Here is a 19,284-nt window from a genome sequence, read left to right on the forward strand (position 1 = left end):
AATATCTTTTCAACCACTTCAATTACTGACTGGTTGAGGTAAATCTCGCTCCCCTTAGTAAAACCAAGAAGTGCAATGCGGGGAACCAGCGTCAGTGCATAACGGGTATCCTCACCGGACGTGGATATCCGGCGAAATGACTCCACCACCCCGAATACCGTCCTGACCGGCAGGGCCGGTGTTCCGTCAAACATCGGGGTCTGGAAAGTGAATGACGCCGGTTTCAGCAGTAACGTGTCGCAGGCGATATCCGCCGAGGAGCAGGTGACCGCCACGTCATAGCGCCAGGGCTGGCTGAGAGACTCCACCGCGCTGTAACGCAACACATCCAGAAATTCGGTGCACCCATGCACATCAACACGGTAGCGTGACTGGCCTAAAAGCTGTTGCACCACGCTTGTAGCCTTGTTGATCATGACGGCTCTCCTTCTGCCTGCCTGTCAAATGTCAGCACAATCCCCTCTTCCTCATCCCAGGTAAGCCGGACGGAAGACGGTTTTTGTTTTGCCGCCATATGGATTAACAACTGCTGGCTCAGCACCGGCAGGATCTGCTGGTTCAGCAGGCTGTCCACGTTACGGGCGCCGGTATCCGGCAGCAGGCAGGCAGCGGTCAGCGCGTCGTACAGGGATTCATCGAGAGTGGTTTTCATTCCGTAGTGACGGTTGAGACGTTTACTCACCTGATTTAGCTTCATTTCCACAATCGTGCGCATCGCCGTCTGTGTGAGCGGGCGATAAATCACCGTCTGGAAGCGCGCCAGCAACGCGGGCTGGAAGTGGTCGCGCAGCAGCGGGCGCAGCAGTTCATGCAGGTCAGACTCTGTGGCGTCCGGCTGTTCCTCCAGCAGTTGCATGATGGGGTCGCTGCCAAGATTTGAGGTCATCAGAATCACGGTATTACGGAAATCAATCTCACGCCCTTCCCCGTCCCGCATAAAGCCACGGTCAAACACCTGGTAGAACAGGTTCATCACGTCCCGGTGCGCCTTCTCCACTTCGTCGAGCAGCACCACGCTGTACGGGCGCTTTCTGACGGCTTCAGTGAGGATGCCGCCCTGGCCGTAGCCGACGTAGCCCGGCGGGGAGCCTTTGAGCTGGGAAACGGTGTGCGGCTCCTGGTACTCGGAGAGGTTGATGGTGATAAGCGATTTTTCCCCGCCGAACAGCGCATCCGCCAGTGTGAGCGCGGTTTCGGTCTTGCCGGTGCCGCTCGGCCCCACCAGTAAAAACACGCCCTGCGGGCCGTTCTCCGGCGTCAGGCCGGTTTTGGAGGCCCGGAGGCGCTGTGCAATGGCGTTCAGCGCCGCGTCCTGACCAACAACGCGTTTTGACAGGTTGTGCTCAAGACTCAGTAATTCCGTCTGCTCATCCTTCATTAATGAGGAGAGCGGCACACCGGTCCAGTCGGCAATTACCGTGGCGACGGTGCGAGTGTCCACGTCCAGCCCCAGCAACGGGTTAGTCCGCTGCACGGCGGTAAGCTGGTTTTGCAAATCAGCAATTTCCGCCTGGCGGGAGATATCGCTGCGGCAGGCCAGCAGTTCTTCCGTCAGCTTCAGCTCCTGGCCGTACTGGGTTTCCAGCATGTCGAGTTCCAGGATGATGCGGATTTCGTCCTGTTCAATAACGGCCAGACGTTCGCCGTGCGTCTGACTGCCGACCGCGATATCTTCCAGCAGCGCCTGCTTTTCCATTTCAAGGGCCGTCATCTGCGCCTTCAGCCGGGTCAGCGGCTCCGGCACGGTGTCGAGGCTCATACGGACACGGGCGGAGGCGGTATCCAGCAGGTCCACGGCTTTATCCGGCAACTGGCGGCCGGTGAGATAGCGTCGTGAAAGCGTGACGGCGGCTTTCACCGCTTCATCGGTAATGTGCACCCCGTGGTGCTGTGCGTAGCGGGATTTGAGTCCGCGCAGCATCAGGCAGGCGGTGTCGTCGTCCGGCTCATCCACTTTGACCATCTGGAAGCGGCGCTCCAGCGCAGCGTCGCGCTCGAAGTACTGTTTGTACTCGCTCCAGGTGGTGGCGGCGATGGTTCTGAGTTCGCCACGCGCCAGCGCCGGTTTCAGCAGGTTTGCCGCATCCGCGCCGCCCGCCTGATTACCCGCGCCGATAATGGTATGCGCCTCATCGATAAACAGCAGCACCGGCAGTGGCGACTGCTGCACCGCGTCGATGATGTTTTTCAGCCGCTGCTCGAATTCGCCCTTCACGCCCGCGCCCGCCTGCAGCAGGCCAAGGTCAAGAGTGCGAACAGAGACCGATTTCAGCGCGTCCGGGACGTTGCCTTCGGCGATTCGCAGCGCCAGTCCCTCGACCAGCGCGGTTTTGCCGACCCCCGGCTCACCCACCAGTATCGGGTTGTTCTTGCGGCGTCTTGAGAGAATATCCACCATCTGGCGGATTTCGTTGTCGCGGCCAAACACCGGGTCGATGTTACCCTCCCGGGCGCGGGCGGTGACGTCAAGGGTGAATTTATCCAGCGCGTTCTGTAACGCCGGGTTCAGTTCGCCTTCTTTAACCTCCGCATTCACCGGACGGCCGACAAATTCCACCTCCCCGCCGTGCGTCAGTTCCTCGTCCTGCTGCACCTCCGGGCGCTCGTCCGACTGCGCATCAAGCAGCGGACGCAGACGCTCAAGCTGGCTCTGCGCCAGCGTTAACAGCGGCCACAGGCCGTCGCAGCGCACCAGCGTTGGTTTCTCCACCATAGCCATCAGCAGATGAATACTGCGGATATGCGCTTCGCCCGCCAGTGAGGCGCGCAGCCAGGCGTCCTGCATCAGGGTCTGAATGCTGTCCGATAACTGCGGGCGGCTGCGCACCGAGCGGGGCAGCGTGTCGAGAAATGCCAGCAAATCCTGCCAGATGGCGTCCATATCCCATTCGTAGCGCCGCGCCAGCACCGTCAGGTCGCCCTCGCCCTGCTCCAGCAGTTTCAGCAGCCAGTGCTCGGGCAGAATTTCCGCATGGGCCCGGGTCTGGCACAGGGAGGCGGCGCCTTCCATCGCGCGGGCGCAGTAAGGATTCAGACGGCGTAACAGGATGGCGGGATTTTCCATTTTTCTCTCTCTTGTTGGCTTCCGGGCACGCTACCGCCCGTCGCTTTTCCTGTGGTTCAGGAACCCAAAGCGCATCAGGTCAGGCAGGCAGATTGTTTTTTTGCTCAACGCCCGTTCTCAGGCGCTCAGCAAAAACGGCGGACAGCAGAACTGCCCGCACAGGATTTACGCGGTGGTACGTTCGTTCCAGGAGTCGGAATGAATGATGTTGCCGTCCTTGTAGGTCCAGGTGATTTTTTCGTAGCGCAGCTCAATCTGCTCAAGGTGGTTATGCTTCTCGAAAGCCGGGTCCTTGATGTCGTGCATCTTCGGATTGACCTTCACCAGCTTCACGTTTTCAAGCTTCGTGTTGAAGTACTCCACTTCCTGGCCGGCGTCGTTGATTTTGTACCACTTAAATTCAGCAGACTTCAGGGTCTGGCCGGTGGTCACCGCCTTGTACAGGTACGGGCTGGAAGAGTCGATTTCCTTGGTGAACAGGAACGGCGTGTGGATACGCGTGCCGGTCAGCTTGCCGGTGTTGTTGTCGGTCGGGATGTACAGGTTATGCTCCTGCGCAACAACTTCGATGCTTCCCTCGCGGTCCTTCACGTCCACGGAACCTTTAATGTCCGCGCCGCCATCGTCTTTCAGCCACAGATAAACTGGAATTGCCATGTTTACTTCTCCATTTCTTGAGTTAAAACGTCACGTTCATCCTGTGACGCGGGTTTTATGCCTGGCAGACGACAGGCATCAGCCTGCGGTACCAGACTGATCTCGACACGCCGGTTTTGCGCACGGCCATCAGGCGTATCGTTTGAAGCAATCGGTCGGCTGTCGCCGTAGCCCTGAACGGCAAAACAACTTTCCGGGACATCTCCGGTATCACGCATCCAGTTACGGACAGCCTCTGCCCTTTGCAGGGACAGGGTCTGATTGAGCTGCACACTGCCGGTATTGTCAGTGTGGCCGCTGACCACGATCAGCCAGCCCGGTCGGGCTTTAATCCCTACCAGAGCATTGACAAGCACTTTGGTTGAACCGTCTTTGAGCGCCGCCTGGCCGGAATTAAACAGCGACATGCTGTCAAGACGCACAATTTTCGGCACAGGCTTCGGTTTCGGAGCGGGTGGAGGAACCCAGGTATCAATGGCCTGTTGCAACGCCAGCCACAAACGTTGTCCCGGGTAATAGCCCAGGCTATAACGAACGGGTTCTCCTTGCCTCTGCCAGCGTTCCAGCAGGAGCGCATCCTGCTTCAGTGCAGCCAGCGCTTCTGCTTTCGGCGCGTAATTGTTCATTGGGATCGCGTTCCAGCGCTGTAAACTGGCGCTAACATGACGGATTAGATCCCGATTGTTGAGCGCAGACATGCCCAGTGCTGTCAGGGCACAGAGCCACATCAGCAGAACAAGACGGCGGGTACGCTGTCCACCCTGTACGGGGAAGGCAAAAGGTGCCAGCAGAGGCAGAATTGCATCCGGGAAGTGGCCGACAGGAGCCGACTGTTCGTTCCGTCGGGAGAACTGCAAACAGGTGCGGGAACTCAGCCAGTCTGCCCATACTGACTGCGCTTCAGGATTAACAGCACCCAGACGCAAAACCACGGCAAATACGCTTACAGGCGACGTTAACCGGTCTGTTTTTTCCAGCTCATCAAGCAGGATCGCGCGGATAAATGAAAATGCCTGGCTGAGTGCCGGTAGCGCCAGGATATTCTGACTTTCCTGCTGCCAGTCGATGCATGCCTGCGGTGAACCGTTTTCCGGACACACTATCGGTTTGTCACCCCGAACGATCACCCATGGCGTTTCAGGCCCGGAAAACTCTGCACTCACCACAACCGGCAACGCAAAACCCGCCAGCGAATTTAGCTGTTTACTCTGCTGCCGAAGCGTTTTTAGCGTTGCCCGCAGAACCGCTTCATCCTGATGACTGTCAGGCTGACAGATGTACATCACCGAGAGTTGACCAACCTGCCGTGGGAACTGAACCTGGATATTGCGAACAATATCCGTCAGACGACTGACGTCCCCCGTATTCAGCCACCATCCCTGCGCTGTTTTACGCAAAGACTGTCCCTGAAACAGCGCATCCAGACGATCACCGCACACGAGAACCACGGGACCTGTGTTGTCCAGTAAAGGCAATTCAACCGTAGCTGCCGTGATGTCGTGCTCAGTCTTTCCGCGTTGGTAGCTTCGTAACACAATCCAGCAGGCCAGAGTTGCAATAAGCAATGTGGCCAGACCCTTAAACACGTTTCCGGCCGGGATGAAATACCAGAGCAACCCTAACAGCGCGATAACACCCGCAAGAGCATGCAAGGCAACCGGGAAAATGACGGATTTACGCATTAGCCACGCAGCTCCGGAAGTTGCGCTGAAAGGAGCGACTGAAGCCACAGGTGGCCTCCCCACCAGACTACGCCCGTGATGATCACTGCCAGTACAATCCAGAACCAGACAGAACGCATCAGACTCCAGCGGCGTTTACCCAACCGGTGCACCACCAGAGACAGTCCGGCATCGGGAGGGGATACCCGCTCAGAAAGTGCTTTGGCAACCTCATCCCGCTGCGTCTGACTGACAGCGTTAAGGCTGTACAGTCCCTGGAACCCAAGGGCAATCACGCGGTGATAGCAGGTCATAACCGCCATATTCGGCGCAGGCTGACGCAAAACTTCCGCAATGCGATCCCAGAGCGCCTCACCGGCACGAAGTGATCCAAAAAAGCGGGCCTGTAGCGGTGCTTTGCGCCAGGCCACCTGCCCTTCATCAAGGGTAATCTCTCCACCGTCTTCGGGTTTTTCAGGTTTACGACTCATCACCGTCTCGTCCAGTAACGCACACTGGGCATATGAAATGTGCTCCACACTGGCGTCGTCGTAACCGGCTCGAACCAGCGCTTCACGCACTCGTTCGACCTGCTTCACGCATTTGTCGTAAAGTGCGCTGCCATTGTGAGCTACGGCCCCTTTCTTCAGCAGGGTGACGGTAAGCCATGTTTCCGCCATCAGTTGGTCGATATCGATTTCCTGTCTCATGAGCGCAGCACCGCAAACAGTTCAAGTTCCAGGGCGCCAAGTAACTCGGGCACATAGAACATACACACCCCCTGTTCCTGCATTTCACGCGCAGCAGCGCTTTCCATATCAAGTGCGAAATACTGGTTTTCCATACGTACCGGCAATGCCGCAGGGACCCTGCTTACCGGGATCAACGGAATACCCCTGAGCGCCGCGCCATAAATGGTATTGACGTCATCAGGGGACCCAGCCTGACAGAGAGAAGGGAATTGCTCGGCGACCTGCCAGGCAGGGACACTTGAACGTACAGAGAGATAAAGGTCGGCCTCTTCACGCAGACGGGTATCGTGAAGGTTTGCCTTCCAGGTCTGCCCGTCTGGTCGGGACATCTCCAGCGCAATAACACGCGATGGCAGACTGGCTTCCAGCAGCTCTGTGACCAGGTCAAAGAGCGGAGGAAAAGCGTTGACCGGTTCCGCATGGTCATAGCCCGGGATAGCATCAAGGTCGTGCTCCAGTGAGAATGTCAGCATGCTACCTGCCAGACGGGCGAGTTCAGCCCATACCTGTTCAGGTGGCCGTGCCGGGAAGCGTTCGTATTCCGTCAGCACTCTGGCGTGTGAATTCAGCGCATTCAGCAACCAAAAAAGAGAAACATCGGCAACCGCAAAATCGGCAAGTCTTTCGTTACTTTCACGGCGCATTGTCATCAGGCGCTGGCGTCGGGAGCGTAACTGGCGATTAAGCAGCACCAGACGTTCCCGGAGGACTGGGCTTGCCGCAAATGACGCAACAGGAGGAATAAAAGACGGATCCAGACGCCACGCATTTTGTCCATCCCGTATCAGTCTCGCTACCGGGCAGACTTTCCAGGCGTCATTACTTTCATGGGCAAACCGGATGGTGTAATTGAAACGAGCCACGGCCATGGACTCTTCTTCAGCACCAAAAGAATCCTGTACGTTTACCCACTCTTCCCGGTAACGGAGCGGCCGGTCAGCTGCTACGCCTGCCTGCTCAACATTGATCACCCCCGGGTGCAAATGTGGAAGCGCGATAACGACCGTTACTGCATCCAGGCCAGCCAGAAGCCCCGCATCTAACTCACGAGGAGGGGGAGGCAAATCGCTTCTTTGAGCATCTATCAGCGAACCATCTTCCAGCCAGAGACGCAGTTGGGATACCTGGATCAGACCCGATGAAAGAAGGCTTTCATTGAACCCGATTTTTTCCACTCCCCATGGGAAAGGAGATGCCAGTGCCGAGACACCAGCACTACGAAAAGACTCCCACTCAGCCTGCTGCTGGAACTGCTGAGGGGACAGCAAAGCCCCCTCGTTCCACAGTGGACGATAAATTTTCATCCCTGCTCCCGCCTTACGCTTTCGCTTTCGGCATCTGCGAAACCAGAGACAGGTTCACGTCCATGCCTTCCACCTGGAAGTGCGGCACCGCATACAGCCTCACGCGGAAGAAGCCCGGGTTGTCCTCGATATCTTCCACCACCACCTTCGCATCGCGTAGCGGATGAGACGCCTGCAGTTCGTCGCCCGGATCGGTCATTTCAGTGACCAGGCCGCGAACCCAGGTGTTGAGTTCCAGCTCCAGCAGACGGCGGTCTTTCGTCGTACCGATGTTTTCACGCTGAATCAGCTTCAGGTAGTGGGCAATGCGCGACAGCAGGAAGATATACGGCAGGCGCGCGTTGATGCGGCTGTTGGCCGTCGCATCGGCGGTGTCATACAGCGCCGGTTTCTGCGCCGAGTTCGCAGAGAAGAAGCAGGCGTAGTCGCGGTTTTTGTAGTACGACAGCGGGATAAAGCCGAGATTCGCGAACTCAAACTCGCGGGTTTCCGGGATCATCACTTCCGACGGGATTTTCACCTGGTTGCCGGTGCCGAGGTCATACAGATGAATGGGCAGATCTTTCACCGCTCCGCCCGCCTGCGGACCGCGAATTTGCACGCACCAGCCGTTGTTAATGAAGCTCTTCACCATGTTGGAGGCGAAGGCAAATGACGCGCTGGTCCACAGGTATTTCTCGTGATCCGGGCCTTTAACCTGCTCCACGTAGTTGAAACTGCGTACCGGCACAGTGTCCGGGCCGTATGGCAGACGGCCCAGCACGCGCGGCATCACCAGGCCGATATAGCGCGAGTCGTCGGTGTCACGGAACGATTTCCACTTGATGTACTCGGCGCGGTCGAAGTAGTTGCCGATATCCTTAATGGCCGCCACCTCCTCCATCGTCTCTTTCAGGAAGAATGTCGGGCCGACGGCGCCGATAAACGGCATGTGCGCGGCGGCGGAGACTTTCGAGATATTGCGCAGCAGCGCCACGTCCTGCGGGCTGGCGTCAAATTCGTAAGCAGAAATGACCGAGCCAATCGGCTCACCGCCCGGGGTGTCGTATTCGGCAGTGTAAGTGTGCCAGTAGAGGCCGCTCTGAATAAGCTCCGGCGCGTCCTCAAAGTCCTGGCGCAGGTCGTCTTTGGAGACGTCCAGGATTTCGGTTTTCACGTTCTGGCGGTAGTCGGTGTTGTCCACCAGTTGCTTCAGACCGCGCCACAGGGATTCCACTTTCTGGAATTCCTGATGGTGCATTACCGCGTCCAGCTGGCGGCTGATTTGATAATCCAGCTCCGCGATATGGTGGTCGATTAAGGTCTTGTCGAGTTTCTCCACCTGCTGACCGGATTTGCGGATACAGTCCATAAACACCTGCATCGCCGCCGTCAGGCGCTCGCCCGCCGGCGCGTCGGAGAGCGCGGCATCGTCCATAAACGCGTTAATGTCACCCAGGCTGGAGGCCGGGGTCAGGTTGATTTTTTCAAACAGGGAGGCGTAAACGCCTTCTTTTTCCAGTACGGTGGTCTGCCCCTGGGCAGAGGCGGTTTCAGTATTTACAGACATCAGCATATTCCCGGTTAATCCATTAAAAGACGCACGCCGTTATTTCGGGGCCAGTGCACTCATTTCGTCGCGTAATTCCTGAGACAGCGCCGGGTCTTTGAGAATTTTCTCAAGTTCTTTTCTGAAAGTGGCGTTATCAAGAAGATTGGACTTGAGGTCGCGTAATAAATTACGCATTGCCAGCATGGCGCGAAGCTGGGGGATTTGGCGGGCAACCTGTTCCGGTTCGAAATCTTTAATATCGGAAAAGCTCAGCTTCACATTATCTTCAGAGCCATCGCCCGCCAGCGTATTCTCGACAGTGAGGTTTACTTCCGGGTTAAATTCTGAAAGTACGCTATTGAAGTTATTTTTATTGACGTTGATTTTTTCTCTTTCAGATAATGGGCGGGTTTCTTTGCCATTGCTGAAATCACCGACGGTGAGCAGTTTTAGCGGTAGTTCGACTTTCTTCTGCGCGCCACCTGTATGCAGCGCCAGCCTGAGATTTATACGTGCCTTCGGCACTTCATTCTGGAATGAATCAGCCATAGTAGTCCCTTTCCTTAAGGAATGATTGTTAATGAAACGGCATTTCTTTACAAAAGCATGTTAGTACAAAACACCATCCAAGATCAATTAATCAGATCTTAAGTCCATATTTAGACTATACTTAAGAATTTTCCTCCAAATCAAAACAACAGAGATCGCTACTCAACCACCTTCATTACAAAATTTTGACCGATAATTCACATGAAAGACAGGGGAAATCCCTGCCCACCAGCTAAATAGCAGAGATATGCTTGAATTTTTGTTATTTATTGACTTAGATCATTATTCACAGGGAGTCAGGATTTGCTTTTTCATAACAATATGAGTTTCAGCAAAAAAAAAGCAGCAGTGCTGCTTCGCAAATGAGAGACGACGGGAGGGATTATCTAAGATAATTCCTTATGCATAACTTTAATAATTCGAATAGCAAGCATTTATAAAACGAATAACCGAACAGAAAATAAGGCAAACCCACCTGTATTCGCCCCGACATCAGGTCAAAAATCTTTTTTTCAGTTCACCTGTTGTGAAATGAACTATAAATGCGCTGTCCGCACTGTCTTTTTCTGAAAATCATGCCCGGCCTGCGACAGGCAATGAAAATTCCTGGAGAATACGCTTAGCCTTCCGCAATAAAAAGATCTGCTCCGCGATAAACACAACGCGTGGAACCAACAGGCGGGATATAACTTTACGCTATCGGCAGAATTCCCGCAGGACTTCAGGGCGGGTCCCGCGCCATCATGTTTTCGACAAACCGCAGGCAGGATGCGTAACAGGCTCAGGACAAAACCCGCAGATGTACGCGAGGGGAGGTTAATGCGGTTTGTCAGCACACTTTTGCCGGTCAAAGGCATTTCAGACTCGGGCAGCGGTAGAAAATAATGTTACACTTCCGCCTTTGCATAACCGACTTCTTTGATAATGTGGCATTACTTTATTAAGTACACATCCGTAGGCGTGATCAACACCTTGATCCACTGGCTGGTTTTCACGGTCTGCGTTTACGCCTTTCATATCCACCAGGCGCTGGCCAATTTTCTTAGCTTCAGCCTCGCGGTGAGCTTCTCCTTTTATGCCAACGCCCGGTTTACCTTCCGGCAAACCACTACGCCACGGCGCTATTTCCTTTACGTCGGTTTTATGGGGTTGCTGAGTTTCCTGACCGGCTGGGCGGCCGAACGGTGCGGCCTGCCCCCTCTCGTTACGCTGGTCGCTTTCTCAGCAATTAGCCTCATCTGCGGGTTTATCTATTCCAGACTGATTGTGTTTAAGGACGTTCAATGAAAATCTCGCTGGTCGTTCCGGTTTTCAACGAAGAAGAGACCATCGGCATCTTTTACAAAACGGTGCGCGAATATGACGCGCTAAAAGCGTATGACGTCGAAATTGTCTTTATCAACGATGGCAGTACCGATGCAACGGAGTCGATCGTTACTGCGCTGGCGGTTGCCGACCCGCTGGTTGTCGCGTTGTCGTTAACAAGAAATTTCGGTAAGGAACCCGCCCTGTTCGCCGGACTTGATAACGCGACGGGCGATGCGGTGATCCCTATCGATGTCGATCTTCAGGATCCGGTAGAAGTGATACCGCACCTCATCCGTAAGTGGCAGGACGGTGCGGACATCGTGCTGGCAAAACGTTCAGACCGCTCGGTGGACGGTCGACTGAAGCGCAAAACCGCCGCATGGTTTTATGCGCTGCACAATAAAATCAGCACGCCGCACATCGAAGAAAACGTTGGCGATTTTCGGCTGATGAGTCGGGAAGTGGTGGAAAACATCAAGCAGATGCCGGAACGTAACCTGTTTATGAAAGGCATTTTATCCTGGGTAGGCGGCAAAACGGAGGTGGTGCTTTACGCCCGGGCGAATCGCTGTGCCGGAAAAAGCAAATTCAACGGCTGGAAGCTCTGGAACCTCGCGCTGGAGGGAATCACCTCATTCTCGACGTTCCCCCTGCGTATCTGGACCTATATTGGCCTCGCCGTTGCGCTTATCTCATTCACCTACGGCGCGGGAATGCTTATTGACACTCTCCTGTGGGGGAATCCGGTTCGCGGCTATGCCTCGCTGATTGTATCGATCCTGTTTTTAGGCGGCGTCCAGTTGATTGGCATTGGCGTACTGGGGGAATACATAGGGCGGATTTACATTGAGACCAAGCAACGTCCTCGTTACTTGCTCAAAAAACGACACACTGTGGAACAGAATTCAGGAAAGGATAGCTGATGGTTAAGTATGTGAATAAAAGCATCATTCTTATCGCTTTTTTTGCCGTTTTCATCCTTGAATGGTATACCCCAATTCATTCTGATGATTATCGCTACGCCTTAATTGGCCTCTCATTTGATGCCCATCTGCATCACTATTTAACCTGGAGCGGACGCCTGGTCGCTGACTACACCAGCGCGCTTTTGCTGGCCTCGGAATCACGTATTTTTATCTCGATGATGACAGGACTCGCCGTGGTCGCATTCTGCTATTTGATTGTCAAAACGCCCGACGGCACGCTGAAGTGGAAGAAATATGACGCGGTAACCTTCACCCTTATTTTTCTGACTTTCTGGGTCGCCAATCCCAATATAGGACAGACCGTATTCTGGGTTGTCGGCAGCGCCAATTATCTGTGGACCAATCTGTTTGTCGCCGCCTGGCTGTGGAACCTGTACCGCATCCAGATGCGGCGGGAAAAAAACACGCGTGTCGTTATGCTACTGCTGGGGGTGCTGGCAGGCTGCTCTAACGAGAGCGTTGCGCCGTTTGTGGTTGGCCTGGCGCTGCTGGCCATCATTTACGATCTCTGGCAGGACAAGCGTCTGTACGGCAACAAAGTCGCCTATTTTTTATCTGCCCTGGCGGGCGCGGCTATTCTGATCTTTTCACCGGGTAATTTTATTCGCGCACAGGGGGCGCATAAAGTCTGGTATGAGAAATCGATTATTGAGCGCCTCGTCATTCACCTGAGCGATCGTTTCTTCAGCCATTTAGCGCTGGTTTGGATCGCCTACGTCGTGCTGGTTCTGCTGGCGGCGATTCTGTATTTCGCCAGACGCAACGGCCCGCGCGTTAAAAGCGGCAATCTCGCCATGGTTGTGTTGATGCTGCTGGTCGGGCTGGGCACCTCTTTTATTATGGTGGCCTCCCCGTCTTATCCGGACCGGGTAATGATGTCGACATTCCTGTTTTTCCTGTTAGCGCTCTCTTTTCTGCTTAAAGAGTTGGTTATTTACACCAGTAAAGGCGTCAGGATTGGCGTTTACGCCATCACGGGACTCATGGCAGGCGTATTCGTCTGGTCGTTCTCGCTGATGTATGCGGCTTATACCCGCGTTTACCAGCAGGATCAGGTACGGGTGAATATCATCCACACACAGTTGAGCCGCCACCAGCGTGACTTTACTGTCCCGGACTTTCATTTCCTCAAAATGCAAAACAGCGGCGGCCATTTCGGTTTCTTCCACGATCCGCAAATCTATGGCCGCTATTTCGGCGCCGGAAGTGTCGAAAAGAAAAAAGTTCATTTCGATTACTCCGTACTGGCATCCGGCAAAATGATGTCGTTACCTGGAGGGGTGGTGGCGCACTACAATCGCGATGGCGACGTGATGCTGGTCAGCTCTCGTCCCGTAACCGGCACGCTGCATATCTCGGTGAACGCAAAAGAGAGAGACCTGCCGTTAAGCGGCTTTGCGTCTGCGCAGATCAATGACGAATATTGGTACTATACCGCCATTCCTGCAGGCGAGGTCACGACTCTCTCGCTGCACCCCTGAGCTTTCGCCTCCCGCATCTGTGGGAGGCAGACCTTATTTCCCCACGGTTTTACTACTTACCCATGCGTAAATTGGGGTAAAATTACCCTGCTTTTCGACGCGATGAATCTGGACGATTTATGCGCTAATAACAATAATGATGCTAAGAAAATCTCGGGAGATAACTATGCCTGAAGCAACGCCTTTTCAGGTGCTGGTTGTAGACGACCACCCCCTTATGCGGCGCGGTATTCGTCAATTACTGGAACTGGACCCCGCATTTGACGTGGTTGCCGAAGCGGGCGATGGCGCAACGGCGATTGATCTGGCGAACCGTCTCGACCTGGATTTGATCCTGCTCGATCTGAATATGAAAGGTCTGAGCGGTCTGGATACCCTTAACGCCCTGCGTCGGGACGGCGTAACGGCGCAAATTATTATTCTCACCGTGTCGGATTCCGCCAGCGATGTGTATGCACTGATCGATGCAGGCGCAGACGGCTATCTGCTGAAGGACAGCGATCCGGAAGTCTTACTGGAAGCCATTCGCAAGGGCGCTAACGGCGGTCAGGTCTTCAGTGAACGGGTAAGCGAATACCTGCGCGAACGGGAACTGTTCGGCGAGCAGGACGATCCCTTTAGCGTACTGACCGAGCGGGAACTGGACGTTCTGCACGAACTGGCGCAGGGGCTGTCGAATAAACAGATCGCCTCGGCGCTGAACATTTCCGAACAAACGGTAAAAGTGCATATCCGCAATCTGCTGCGTAAGCTCAACGTGCGTTCGCGCGTTGCGGCCACCATCCTTTTCCTGCAAACGCGCGGGATGCAATAAAGTCACACAGCTATCTGCTACCGGATAACAACGCAACGCGTCTTATCCGGACCACCGCTCACAGGCATTCAGGCCCGATAAGCGTAACGCCATCGGGCAGCCGTAAGGTTACTCCTTCGGCGGCGAAAGCTGCTGTAAGGTTACTCCTTCGGCGGCGAAAGCTGCTGTAACGCCTGCGCAATACTGCGTTCGATAACCGCGCGGCGGGTATCGTTGGCGGGCAACAGTTTCAGCATCATTTCCCAGGCCGCCACCGCTTCGCCAAAGCGCTGCTGCTCGAAGGCGTTAAAGGCATACATGCTCAGTACCCGAACATTGGCATGATCGCTGCGCACCAGCTGTCGAAGCAGTTCCCCGCCGCGCAGATTATCGTCAGGATCGGAAGAACGAGTCAGCGCCTCGGCGTAGCCAAGCGCGGCATCGCTGTTCTTCGGATCCAGCCGATACGCGTTGGCATAGGCCTCGGTCGCGGTGCTGGCGTTGCCTAACACCATGCCAATCCGCCCCAGCATGATCCAGCCTTCCACATTTGCCCCATCATCCTGCAGGCGGGTTCTCAGGCCCAGCGCCAGGCGGGTCATCTCCTCTTCATTCAGAGGCTGGGCGTTCGGATCCAGCGCACGTTCCAGCAGTGCCGGCGTTTGCGCCGTCGCCTGCTGCCAGATTTGTACCTGACGAAAGTTTCCGGTGTGATAATAGCTAACGCCGCCAACCGCCAGGGCAATCACTATGCCCGGCAGATACGCGCCAAACCCGGCGCGCTTACCCGCCAGTGCAGGCTGCTCGTCAGGAAAAGCGTCCTGTTTCACCCTTACCCGGCGACGCGAGCGCGCGTAAATTATCCAGCCTCCGGCGCCGATCGCCGCGACAGGAAGCACCCACAGCAGGATGGTCAGCGGCGTCAGCGGCGGATCGTAAGTCACAAAATTGCCGTAGCGCGCCACCATGTAGTCGACGATCTCTTTCTGGCTTTTTCCTTCCTGCATCAGCTCATATACCTTCTGGCGCAGATCGGTCGCGATCATCGAGTTGGAATCGGCAATGCTGTTATTCTGGCATTTTGGACAGCGAAGCTGCTCGGTGAGCTGGCGAAACTGTTGTTCCTGCGCCTCGTCCTTAAACTGCATGACATCAATAGTGGCCAGCGCGTTCGCTGAAAGCAGCAGCATCAACGCGCCTAACAGAGTCCTCATTGCGCGGCCTCCTTGCTGTACTTCTCCCACAGCGGCTTGATCTCACTTTCCCATACCCGGGCGTTCAAATCACCGGCGTGGCGATAGCGAATAATGCCGGTACCGTCGATGAGGAAGGTTTCCGGCGCGCCATACACGCCCAGATCCAGTCCCAGCATCCCGTCGCCGTCAAACAGGCTCAGGGCAAAAGGATTTCCTAATTCTTTCAGCCAGGCGATCGCTTTCTGCCGGTCGTCTTTATAGTTCATACCCACCACGCGAATACCCTGCGCTGACAACTGATTCAGATACTGATGCTCGGCGCGACAAGTCGGACACCATGTTGCCCAGACGTTAAGCAACACCGGTTTGCCCTGGGTCAGGACATCCGCTTCATAGTGCTTGCCGGGGTTCTCCAGCGACTCAAGGCGGAACGTGGGCACCGGTTTACCCACCAGCGCCGACTCAAGGTTGGTTGGCGTATCCCCTTCGGCGTTACGCGCCAGCTGCCACAGCAACGCCGCCGCAATCAGCAGAAAAATTATCAATGGGATCAAAAGTACGTTGCGCTTCATACTGCCTCCGGCGCCGTGTTTTGCGGTTGCTTGCGCTTGCGGTAGCGCGGATCGAACAGGCAGAACAGCCCGCCCAGCGCCATCAGCAGCCCGCCCGCCCAAATCCAGCGGATAAACGGTTTGTAATACAGGCGTACCGCCCATGCGCCGTTTTCCAGCTCTTCACCCAGCGCTGCGTAAAGATCGCGGGTGATCCCGCCGTCAATTGCCGCTTCCGTCATCATCGAACGGGTGCTGTTGTAAAAACGTTTTTCCGCATGCAGCGTCGCTTCCGCCTTCCCGTTCCGCGTAACGCCGATAATCGCTACGCCGCCCCGGTAGTTTGGTCCGGTGATCTCTTTCACTTCGCGGAAGGTAAAGCGATATTCATGAATATCAACGCTATCGCCCGCCTTCATGCGTACATCGCGCTCAACGCTGTAGTTCTGGCTAAACGCGATACCCACGATAGTCACCGCCAGGCCAACGTGCCCTAATACCATCCCCCAGTAGCCCGGCGTCATTTTCGTGCCGCGGGTAACGCGCTGCGCCACCTCGGCGATCGCCAGCACGAACACCCAGCAGGCCATCACCAGCCCGACCACCGTCATCGCGACGATGTTATCCTCAAACAGCCACGGCAGCAGGAAAGAGAGCGCCAACGTACTGACAAGGGCGACGACCAACAGGCGTTGCAGCTTACGCGGGCGATCCCGCCCCCAGCGCACCAGTGGTCCAATGCCCAGCAGCAGCGCAAACGGCGCCATCAGCCAGGTAAACATGGTATTAAAGAACGGCTCGCCGATGGAAATACTGCCCAGCCCCAGTTGCTTGTGCACCAGCGGCAGCAGCGTTCCTAACAGCACCACTAACATCGCGGCAATCAGCAGCACGTTGTTACCGAGCAGCAGCGACTCACGCGACCAGAGCGCATTGTTCACCCGTGAACGAACCTTGTGCCCCCGGGTAGCAAACAGCAGCAGCGATCCGCCAATCACCAGCACCATAAAGGCGAGGATAAACATACCGCGTGACGGATCGGAGGCAAAGGCGTGTACCGATACCAGCACCCCGGAGCGCACAAGGAAGGTGCCGAGCAAACAGAGCGAAAAGGCGCTGATGGAAAGCAGCAGCGTCCACGCTTTAAAGCTGGCGCGCTGTTCAGTCACCGCCAGCGAGTGCATCAGCGCCGTTCCCACCAGCCACGGCATAAACGACGCATTTTCTACCGGGTCCCAGAACCACCAGCCGCCCCAGCCAAGTTCGTAGTAAGCCCAGGCCGAACCGAGCACAATGCCGAGCGTCAGGAACACCCACGCCGCGAGCGTCCACGGGCGCGAGAAGCGGGCGAAAGTGCTGTCCAGACGGCCACTCAACAACGCGGCAATGGCAAAAGCAAAGGCCACCGAGAAGCCGACGTAGCCCATATACAACAGCGGCGGATGGAAAATAAGCCCCGGATCCTGCAGCAGCGGGTTCAGGTCGCGCCCTTCAATGGGGAAATCGGGCAGCGTGCGGGCAAACGGGTTGGAGGTGAAGAGTATAAACAACAGGAAGCCAACGCTGACCATCCCCATTACCGCCAGTACGCGGGCGACGATATCCAGCGGCATCCGTTGCGAAAACAGCGCCACGGCGAAGGTCCAGCCGCTCATCAGCAGCACCCACAGCAGCAGAGAGCCTTCGTGGGCGCCCCAGGTTGCGGCAACCCGGTACCACACCGGCAGTTGGGTATTCGAGTTGCTGGCAACGTAAATCACGGTGAAATCATTGACCACGAAAGCGTTGACCAGCACCAAAAATGCGCCCATTACCAGAATAAACAGCAGCCAGGCAAAGGGTCTCGCCGAGGCCATCATCCGCGCGTCGCCACGCGCCACGCCCCATAACGGATATATGGAAAGCAGGAGCGCGACACCCAGCGCCAGGCAGAGCAGCGCATTGCCGATTTCAGGCATCATGACGACGCATCCTTATACACGCTTTCCGGGCGGCGATGGTTTTCCTGCATCGCTTTCTCCACTTCCGGCGGCGTGTAGTTTTCGTCATGTTTCGCCAGCACCTCTTTCGCCTGGATATGGTTTTTCTCGCCGAGTTCCCCCTGCACCACAACGCCCTGCCCTTCACGGAACAGATCCGGAAGTATGCCTTCGTAGCTCACATCCACCACGCCTTCAGCGTCATAAATACTGAAATTAACCTTCAGGGTGTCCGGATCGCGCTTCACGCTGCCGGGCATCACCATGCCGCCGACGCGCAGGCGCTGACCAACTTCCGGCATCTCCTGGGTTTCTCGCTTGCCATAAAGGATCTCGCCGGGGGTATAAAACAGATCGATATTGGAACGCAGCGCATACAGCACCAGCGTAATGGTCAGCGCCAGCCCTGCCAGCACACCGCAGGCTATCCATAAGCGGTTTCGACGTCGAATATTCACGCGGCCTCCTGCTGAGTCTGGGCGGCGCGCATCCGCGCTTCGCGCGCCCGCTGTTGGGCAACCTCGCGCAAAATGGCTCGCTGCCGGGTAGCGGTATGCGCAACCAATACTGCCAGCGGAATCACGCTCATCGCCACGGCCAGCCAGACATAAAAGGCGTAGCCGCCCATGGCGAAAAATTCACTCCAGGATGCAAATGCAGTGGTCATTGGCGGCCCCTTTTTAAAATCAGTTCGCTCACCCACGGGCGGCGTTTTTCCATCATCAGAATCAGGTTACGCATGCGCATCAGCGTCAGCGTGATAAATAGCAGCAGATAGCCGACAATTGCCAGGCGCAGCGGCGTACGCATCGCCGGGTCAATGCTTTGCTGCATCCGGGTCGAGCCCTGGTGTAAGGTATTCCACCACTCCACGGAGTAATGGATGATGGGCAGGTTAACGACGCCGATCAGCACCAGGATCCCCGCCGCGCGCCCGGCCATCTTGCGATCGTCAAAAGCGTGCCAGAGCGCAATGGCGCCGACATAGAGAAACAGCAGCACCAGTTCAGAGGTCAGCCGCGCGTCCCACACCCACCAGGTGCCCCACATGGGTTTGCCCCACGCGGAGCCAGTCACCAAGGCGATAAAGGTGAACACCGCGCCAATCGGCGCCATCGCGGCCAGCGCCAGGTTTGCCATTTTCAACTGCCAGACCAGACCGATAAACGCCGCTACCGCCATGGCGGCGTATATCCCCATCGACCAGATCGCCGCCGGAACGTGCAGATAAATAATGCGGTAGCTCTGCCCCTGTTGATAATCCGCAGGGGCAAAGCCGAATCCCCAAATCCAGCCGGTCGCCAGGACGATGACGCTGGCGACGGCCAGCCACGGGACGAACCAGCCGCAGATCTGATACAGCCGTGGGGGCATAGCCAGTTGATGAAGTGTTTTCCACATATAAGTCACCAGACCTCTCTAAACCAATGAAATTCCGTGGCGCCGGGGGGCGGCTTCGCCTTCTCCGGCCT

18 protein-coding genes are annotated in these 19,284 nt (G+C 56.0%); 4 read left to right on the plus strand and 14 right to left on the minus strand.

The window, feature by feature from the left end; all coding sequences use genetic code 11:
* From CSE01S_RS15795 to tssB, 8 genes are all read right to left on the minus strand, one after another.
* Nucleotides 1-416, minus strand: a 416-nt coding sequence (locus tag CSE01S_RS15795; protein WP_042290488.1) for a contractile injection system protein, VgrG/Pvc8 family, incomplete at its 3' end; no start/stop codon positions are given.
* Entirely contained in the window at nt 413-3,064 is a 2,652-nt protein-coding gene (tssH, locus tag CSE01S_RS15800) for a type VI secretion system ATPase TssH (protein ID WP_042290490.1), read from the minus strand. The genes CSE01S_RS15795 and tssH, both read right to left, overlap by 4 nt.
* 165 nt (nt 3,065-3,229) lie before the next feature.
* Nucleotides 3,230-3,721 (minus strand): type VI secretion system effector Hcp, encoded by a 492-nt coding sequence (gene hcp / locus CSE01S_RS15805; protein WP_029883904.1) that lies wholly within the window; start codon nt 3,719-3,721, stop codon nt 3,230-3,232.
* Between the two features lie 2 nt (nt 3,722-3,723).
* The gene (locus CSE01S_RS15810; RefSeq protein WP_042290491.1) at nt 3,724-5,403 is read right to left on the minus strand and encodes an OmpA family protein; all 1,680 of its coding nucleotides are present in this window, start codon (nt 5,401-5,403) and stop codon (nt 3,724-3,726) included.
* On the minus strand, nt 5,403-6,092 hold the full coding sequence (gene tssL / locus CSE01S_RS15815) for a type VI secretion system protein TssL, short form (protein ID WP_042290492.1): 690 nt from the start codon (nt 6,090-6,092) through the stop codon (nt 5,403-5,405). Before tssL ends, CSE01S_RS15810 begins: the two co-directional genes overlap by 1 nt.
* Nucleotides 6,089-7,438: a type VI secretion system baseplate subunit TssK gene (gene tssK, locus CSE01S_RS15820; RefSeq protein ID WP_042290494.1), complete on the minus strand. Its 1,350-nt coding sequence runs from the start codon at nt 7,436-7,438 to the stop codon at nt 6,089-6,091. Before tssK ends, tssL begins: the two co-directional genes overlap by 4 nt.
* A gap of 13 nt (nt 7,439-7,451) precedes the next feature.
* A complete protein-coding gene (tssC, locus tag CSE01S_RS15825; RefSeq protein WP_042290941.1) occupies nt 7,452-8,987 on the minus strand; it encodes a type VI secretion system contractile sheath large subunit in 1,536 nt (511 codons plus the stop codon).
* A gap of 39 nt (nt 8,988-9,026) precedes the next feature.
* Entirely contained in the window at nt 9,027-9,518 is a 492-nt protein-coding gene (gene tssB / locus CSE01S_RS15830) for a type VI secretion system contractile sheath small subunit (protein WP_042290496.1), read from the minus strand.
* A gap of 924 nt (nt 9,519-10,442) precedes the next feature.
* Between tssB and CSE01S_RS15835 the strand changes: the two genes are divergently transcribed.
* The 4 genes from CSE01S_RS15835 (at nt 10,443) to narP (ending at nt 14,107) form a co-directional block, all read left to right on the plus strand.
* Nucleotides 10,443-10,805 (plus strand): GtrA family protein, encoded by a 363-nt coding sequence (locus CSE01S_RS15835; RefSeq protein WP_042290498.1) that lies wholly within the window; start codon nt 10,443-10,445, stop codon nt 10,803-10,805.
* Nucleotides 10,802-11,749 (plus strand): glycosyltransferase family 2 protein, encoded by a 948-nt coding sequence (locus CSE01S_RS15840; RefSeq protein ID WP_042290502.1) that lies wholly within the window; start codon nt 10,802-10,804, stop codon nt 11,747-11,749. Before CSE01S_RS15835 ends, CSE01S_RS15840 begins: the two co-directional genes overlap by 4 nt.
* Nucleotides 11,749-13,293 carry a DUF6056 family protein gene (locus tag CSE01S_RS15845; RefSeq protein ID WP_042290504.1) on the plus strand — a complete coding sequence of 515 codons (1,545 nt, stop codon included), beginning with the start codon at nt 11,749-11,751 and terminating at the stop codon, nt 13,291-13,293. The genes CSE01S_RS15840 and CSE01S_RS15845 overlap by 1 nt, the downstream gene beginning before the upstream one ends.
* Nucleotides 13,294-13,459: 166 nt before the next feature.
* Nucleotides 13,460-14,107: a nitrate/nitrite response regulator protein NarP gene (narP, locus tag CSE01S_RS15850; protein ID WP_042290506.1), complete on the plus strand. Its 648-nt coding sequence runs from the start codon at nt 13,460-13,462 to the stop codon at nt 14,105-14,107.
* A 140-nt stretch (nt 14,108-14,247) separates the two neighbouring features.
* Here the strand turns inward: narP and CSE01S_RS15855 are convergent, their stop codons facing one another.
* The 6 genes from CSE01S_RS15855 to CSE01S_RS15880 are packed head-to-tail and all read right to left on the minus strand — an operon-like array spanning nt 14,248 to nt 19,213.
* Nucleotides 14,248-15,300 (minus strand): cytochrome c-type biogenesis protein CcmH, encoded by a 1,053-nt coding sequence (locus CSE01S_RS15855; RefSeq protein ID WP_042290509.1) that lies wholly within the window; start codon nt 15,298-15,300, stop codon nt 14,248-14,250.
* Nucleotides 15,297-15,854: a thiol:disulfide interchange protein DsbE gene (dsbE, locus tag CSE01S_RS15860; RefSeq protein WP_042290513.1), complete on the minus strand. Its 558-nt coding sequence runs from the start codon at nt 15,852-15,854 to the stop codon at nt 15,297-15,299. Before dsbE ends, CSE01S_RS15855 begins: the two co-directional genes overlap by 4 nt.
* Complete coding sequence (locus tag CSE01S_RS15865) at nt 15,851-17,794, minus strand: heme lyase CcmF/NrfE family subunit (RefSeq protein ID WP_042290515.1); 1,944 nt, start codon at nt 17,792-17,794, stop codon at nt 15,851-15,853. Before CSE01S_RS15865 ends, dsbE begins: the two co-directional genes overlap by 4 nt.
* On the minus strand, nt 17,791-18,270 hold the full coding sequence (gene ccmE / locus CSE01S_RS15870) for a cytochrome c maturation protein CcmE (protein WP_042290518.1): 480 nt from the start codon (nt 18,268-18,270) through the stop codon (nt 17,791-17,793). The genes CSE01S_RS15865 and ccmE overlap by 4 nt, the downstream gene beginning before the upstream one ends.
* Nucleotides 18,267-18,479, minus strand: a complete 213-nt coding sequence (gene ccmD, locus CSE01S_RS15875; protein WP_042290520.1) for a heme exporter protein CcmD — start codon at nt 18,477-18,479, stop codon at nt 18,267-18,269. The genes ccmE and ccmD overlap by 4 nt, the downstream gene beginning before the upstream one ends.
* The gene (locus tag CSE01S_RS15880) at nt 18,476-19,213 is read right to left on the minus strand and encodes a heme ABC transporter permease (RefSeq protein WP_042290523.1); all 738 of its coding nucleotides are present in this window, start codon (nt 19,211-19,213) and stop codon (nt 18,476-18,478) included. Before CSE01S_RS15880 ends, ccmD begins: the two co-directional genes overlap by 4 nt.
* Nucleotides 19,214-19,284 lie beyond the last annotated feature (71 nt).

Origin of the sequence: Citrobacter sedlakii NBRC 105722 (assembly GCF_000759835.1) — a bacterium.
Taxonomy (GTDB): Bacteria; Pseudomonadota; Gammaproteobacteria; order Enterobacterales; family Enterobacteriaceae; genus Citrobacter_A; species Citrobacter_A sedlakii.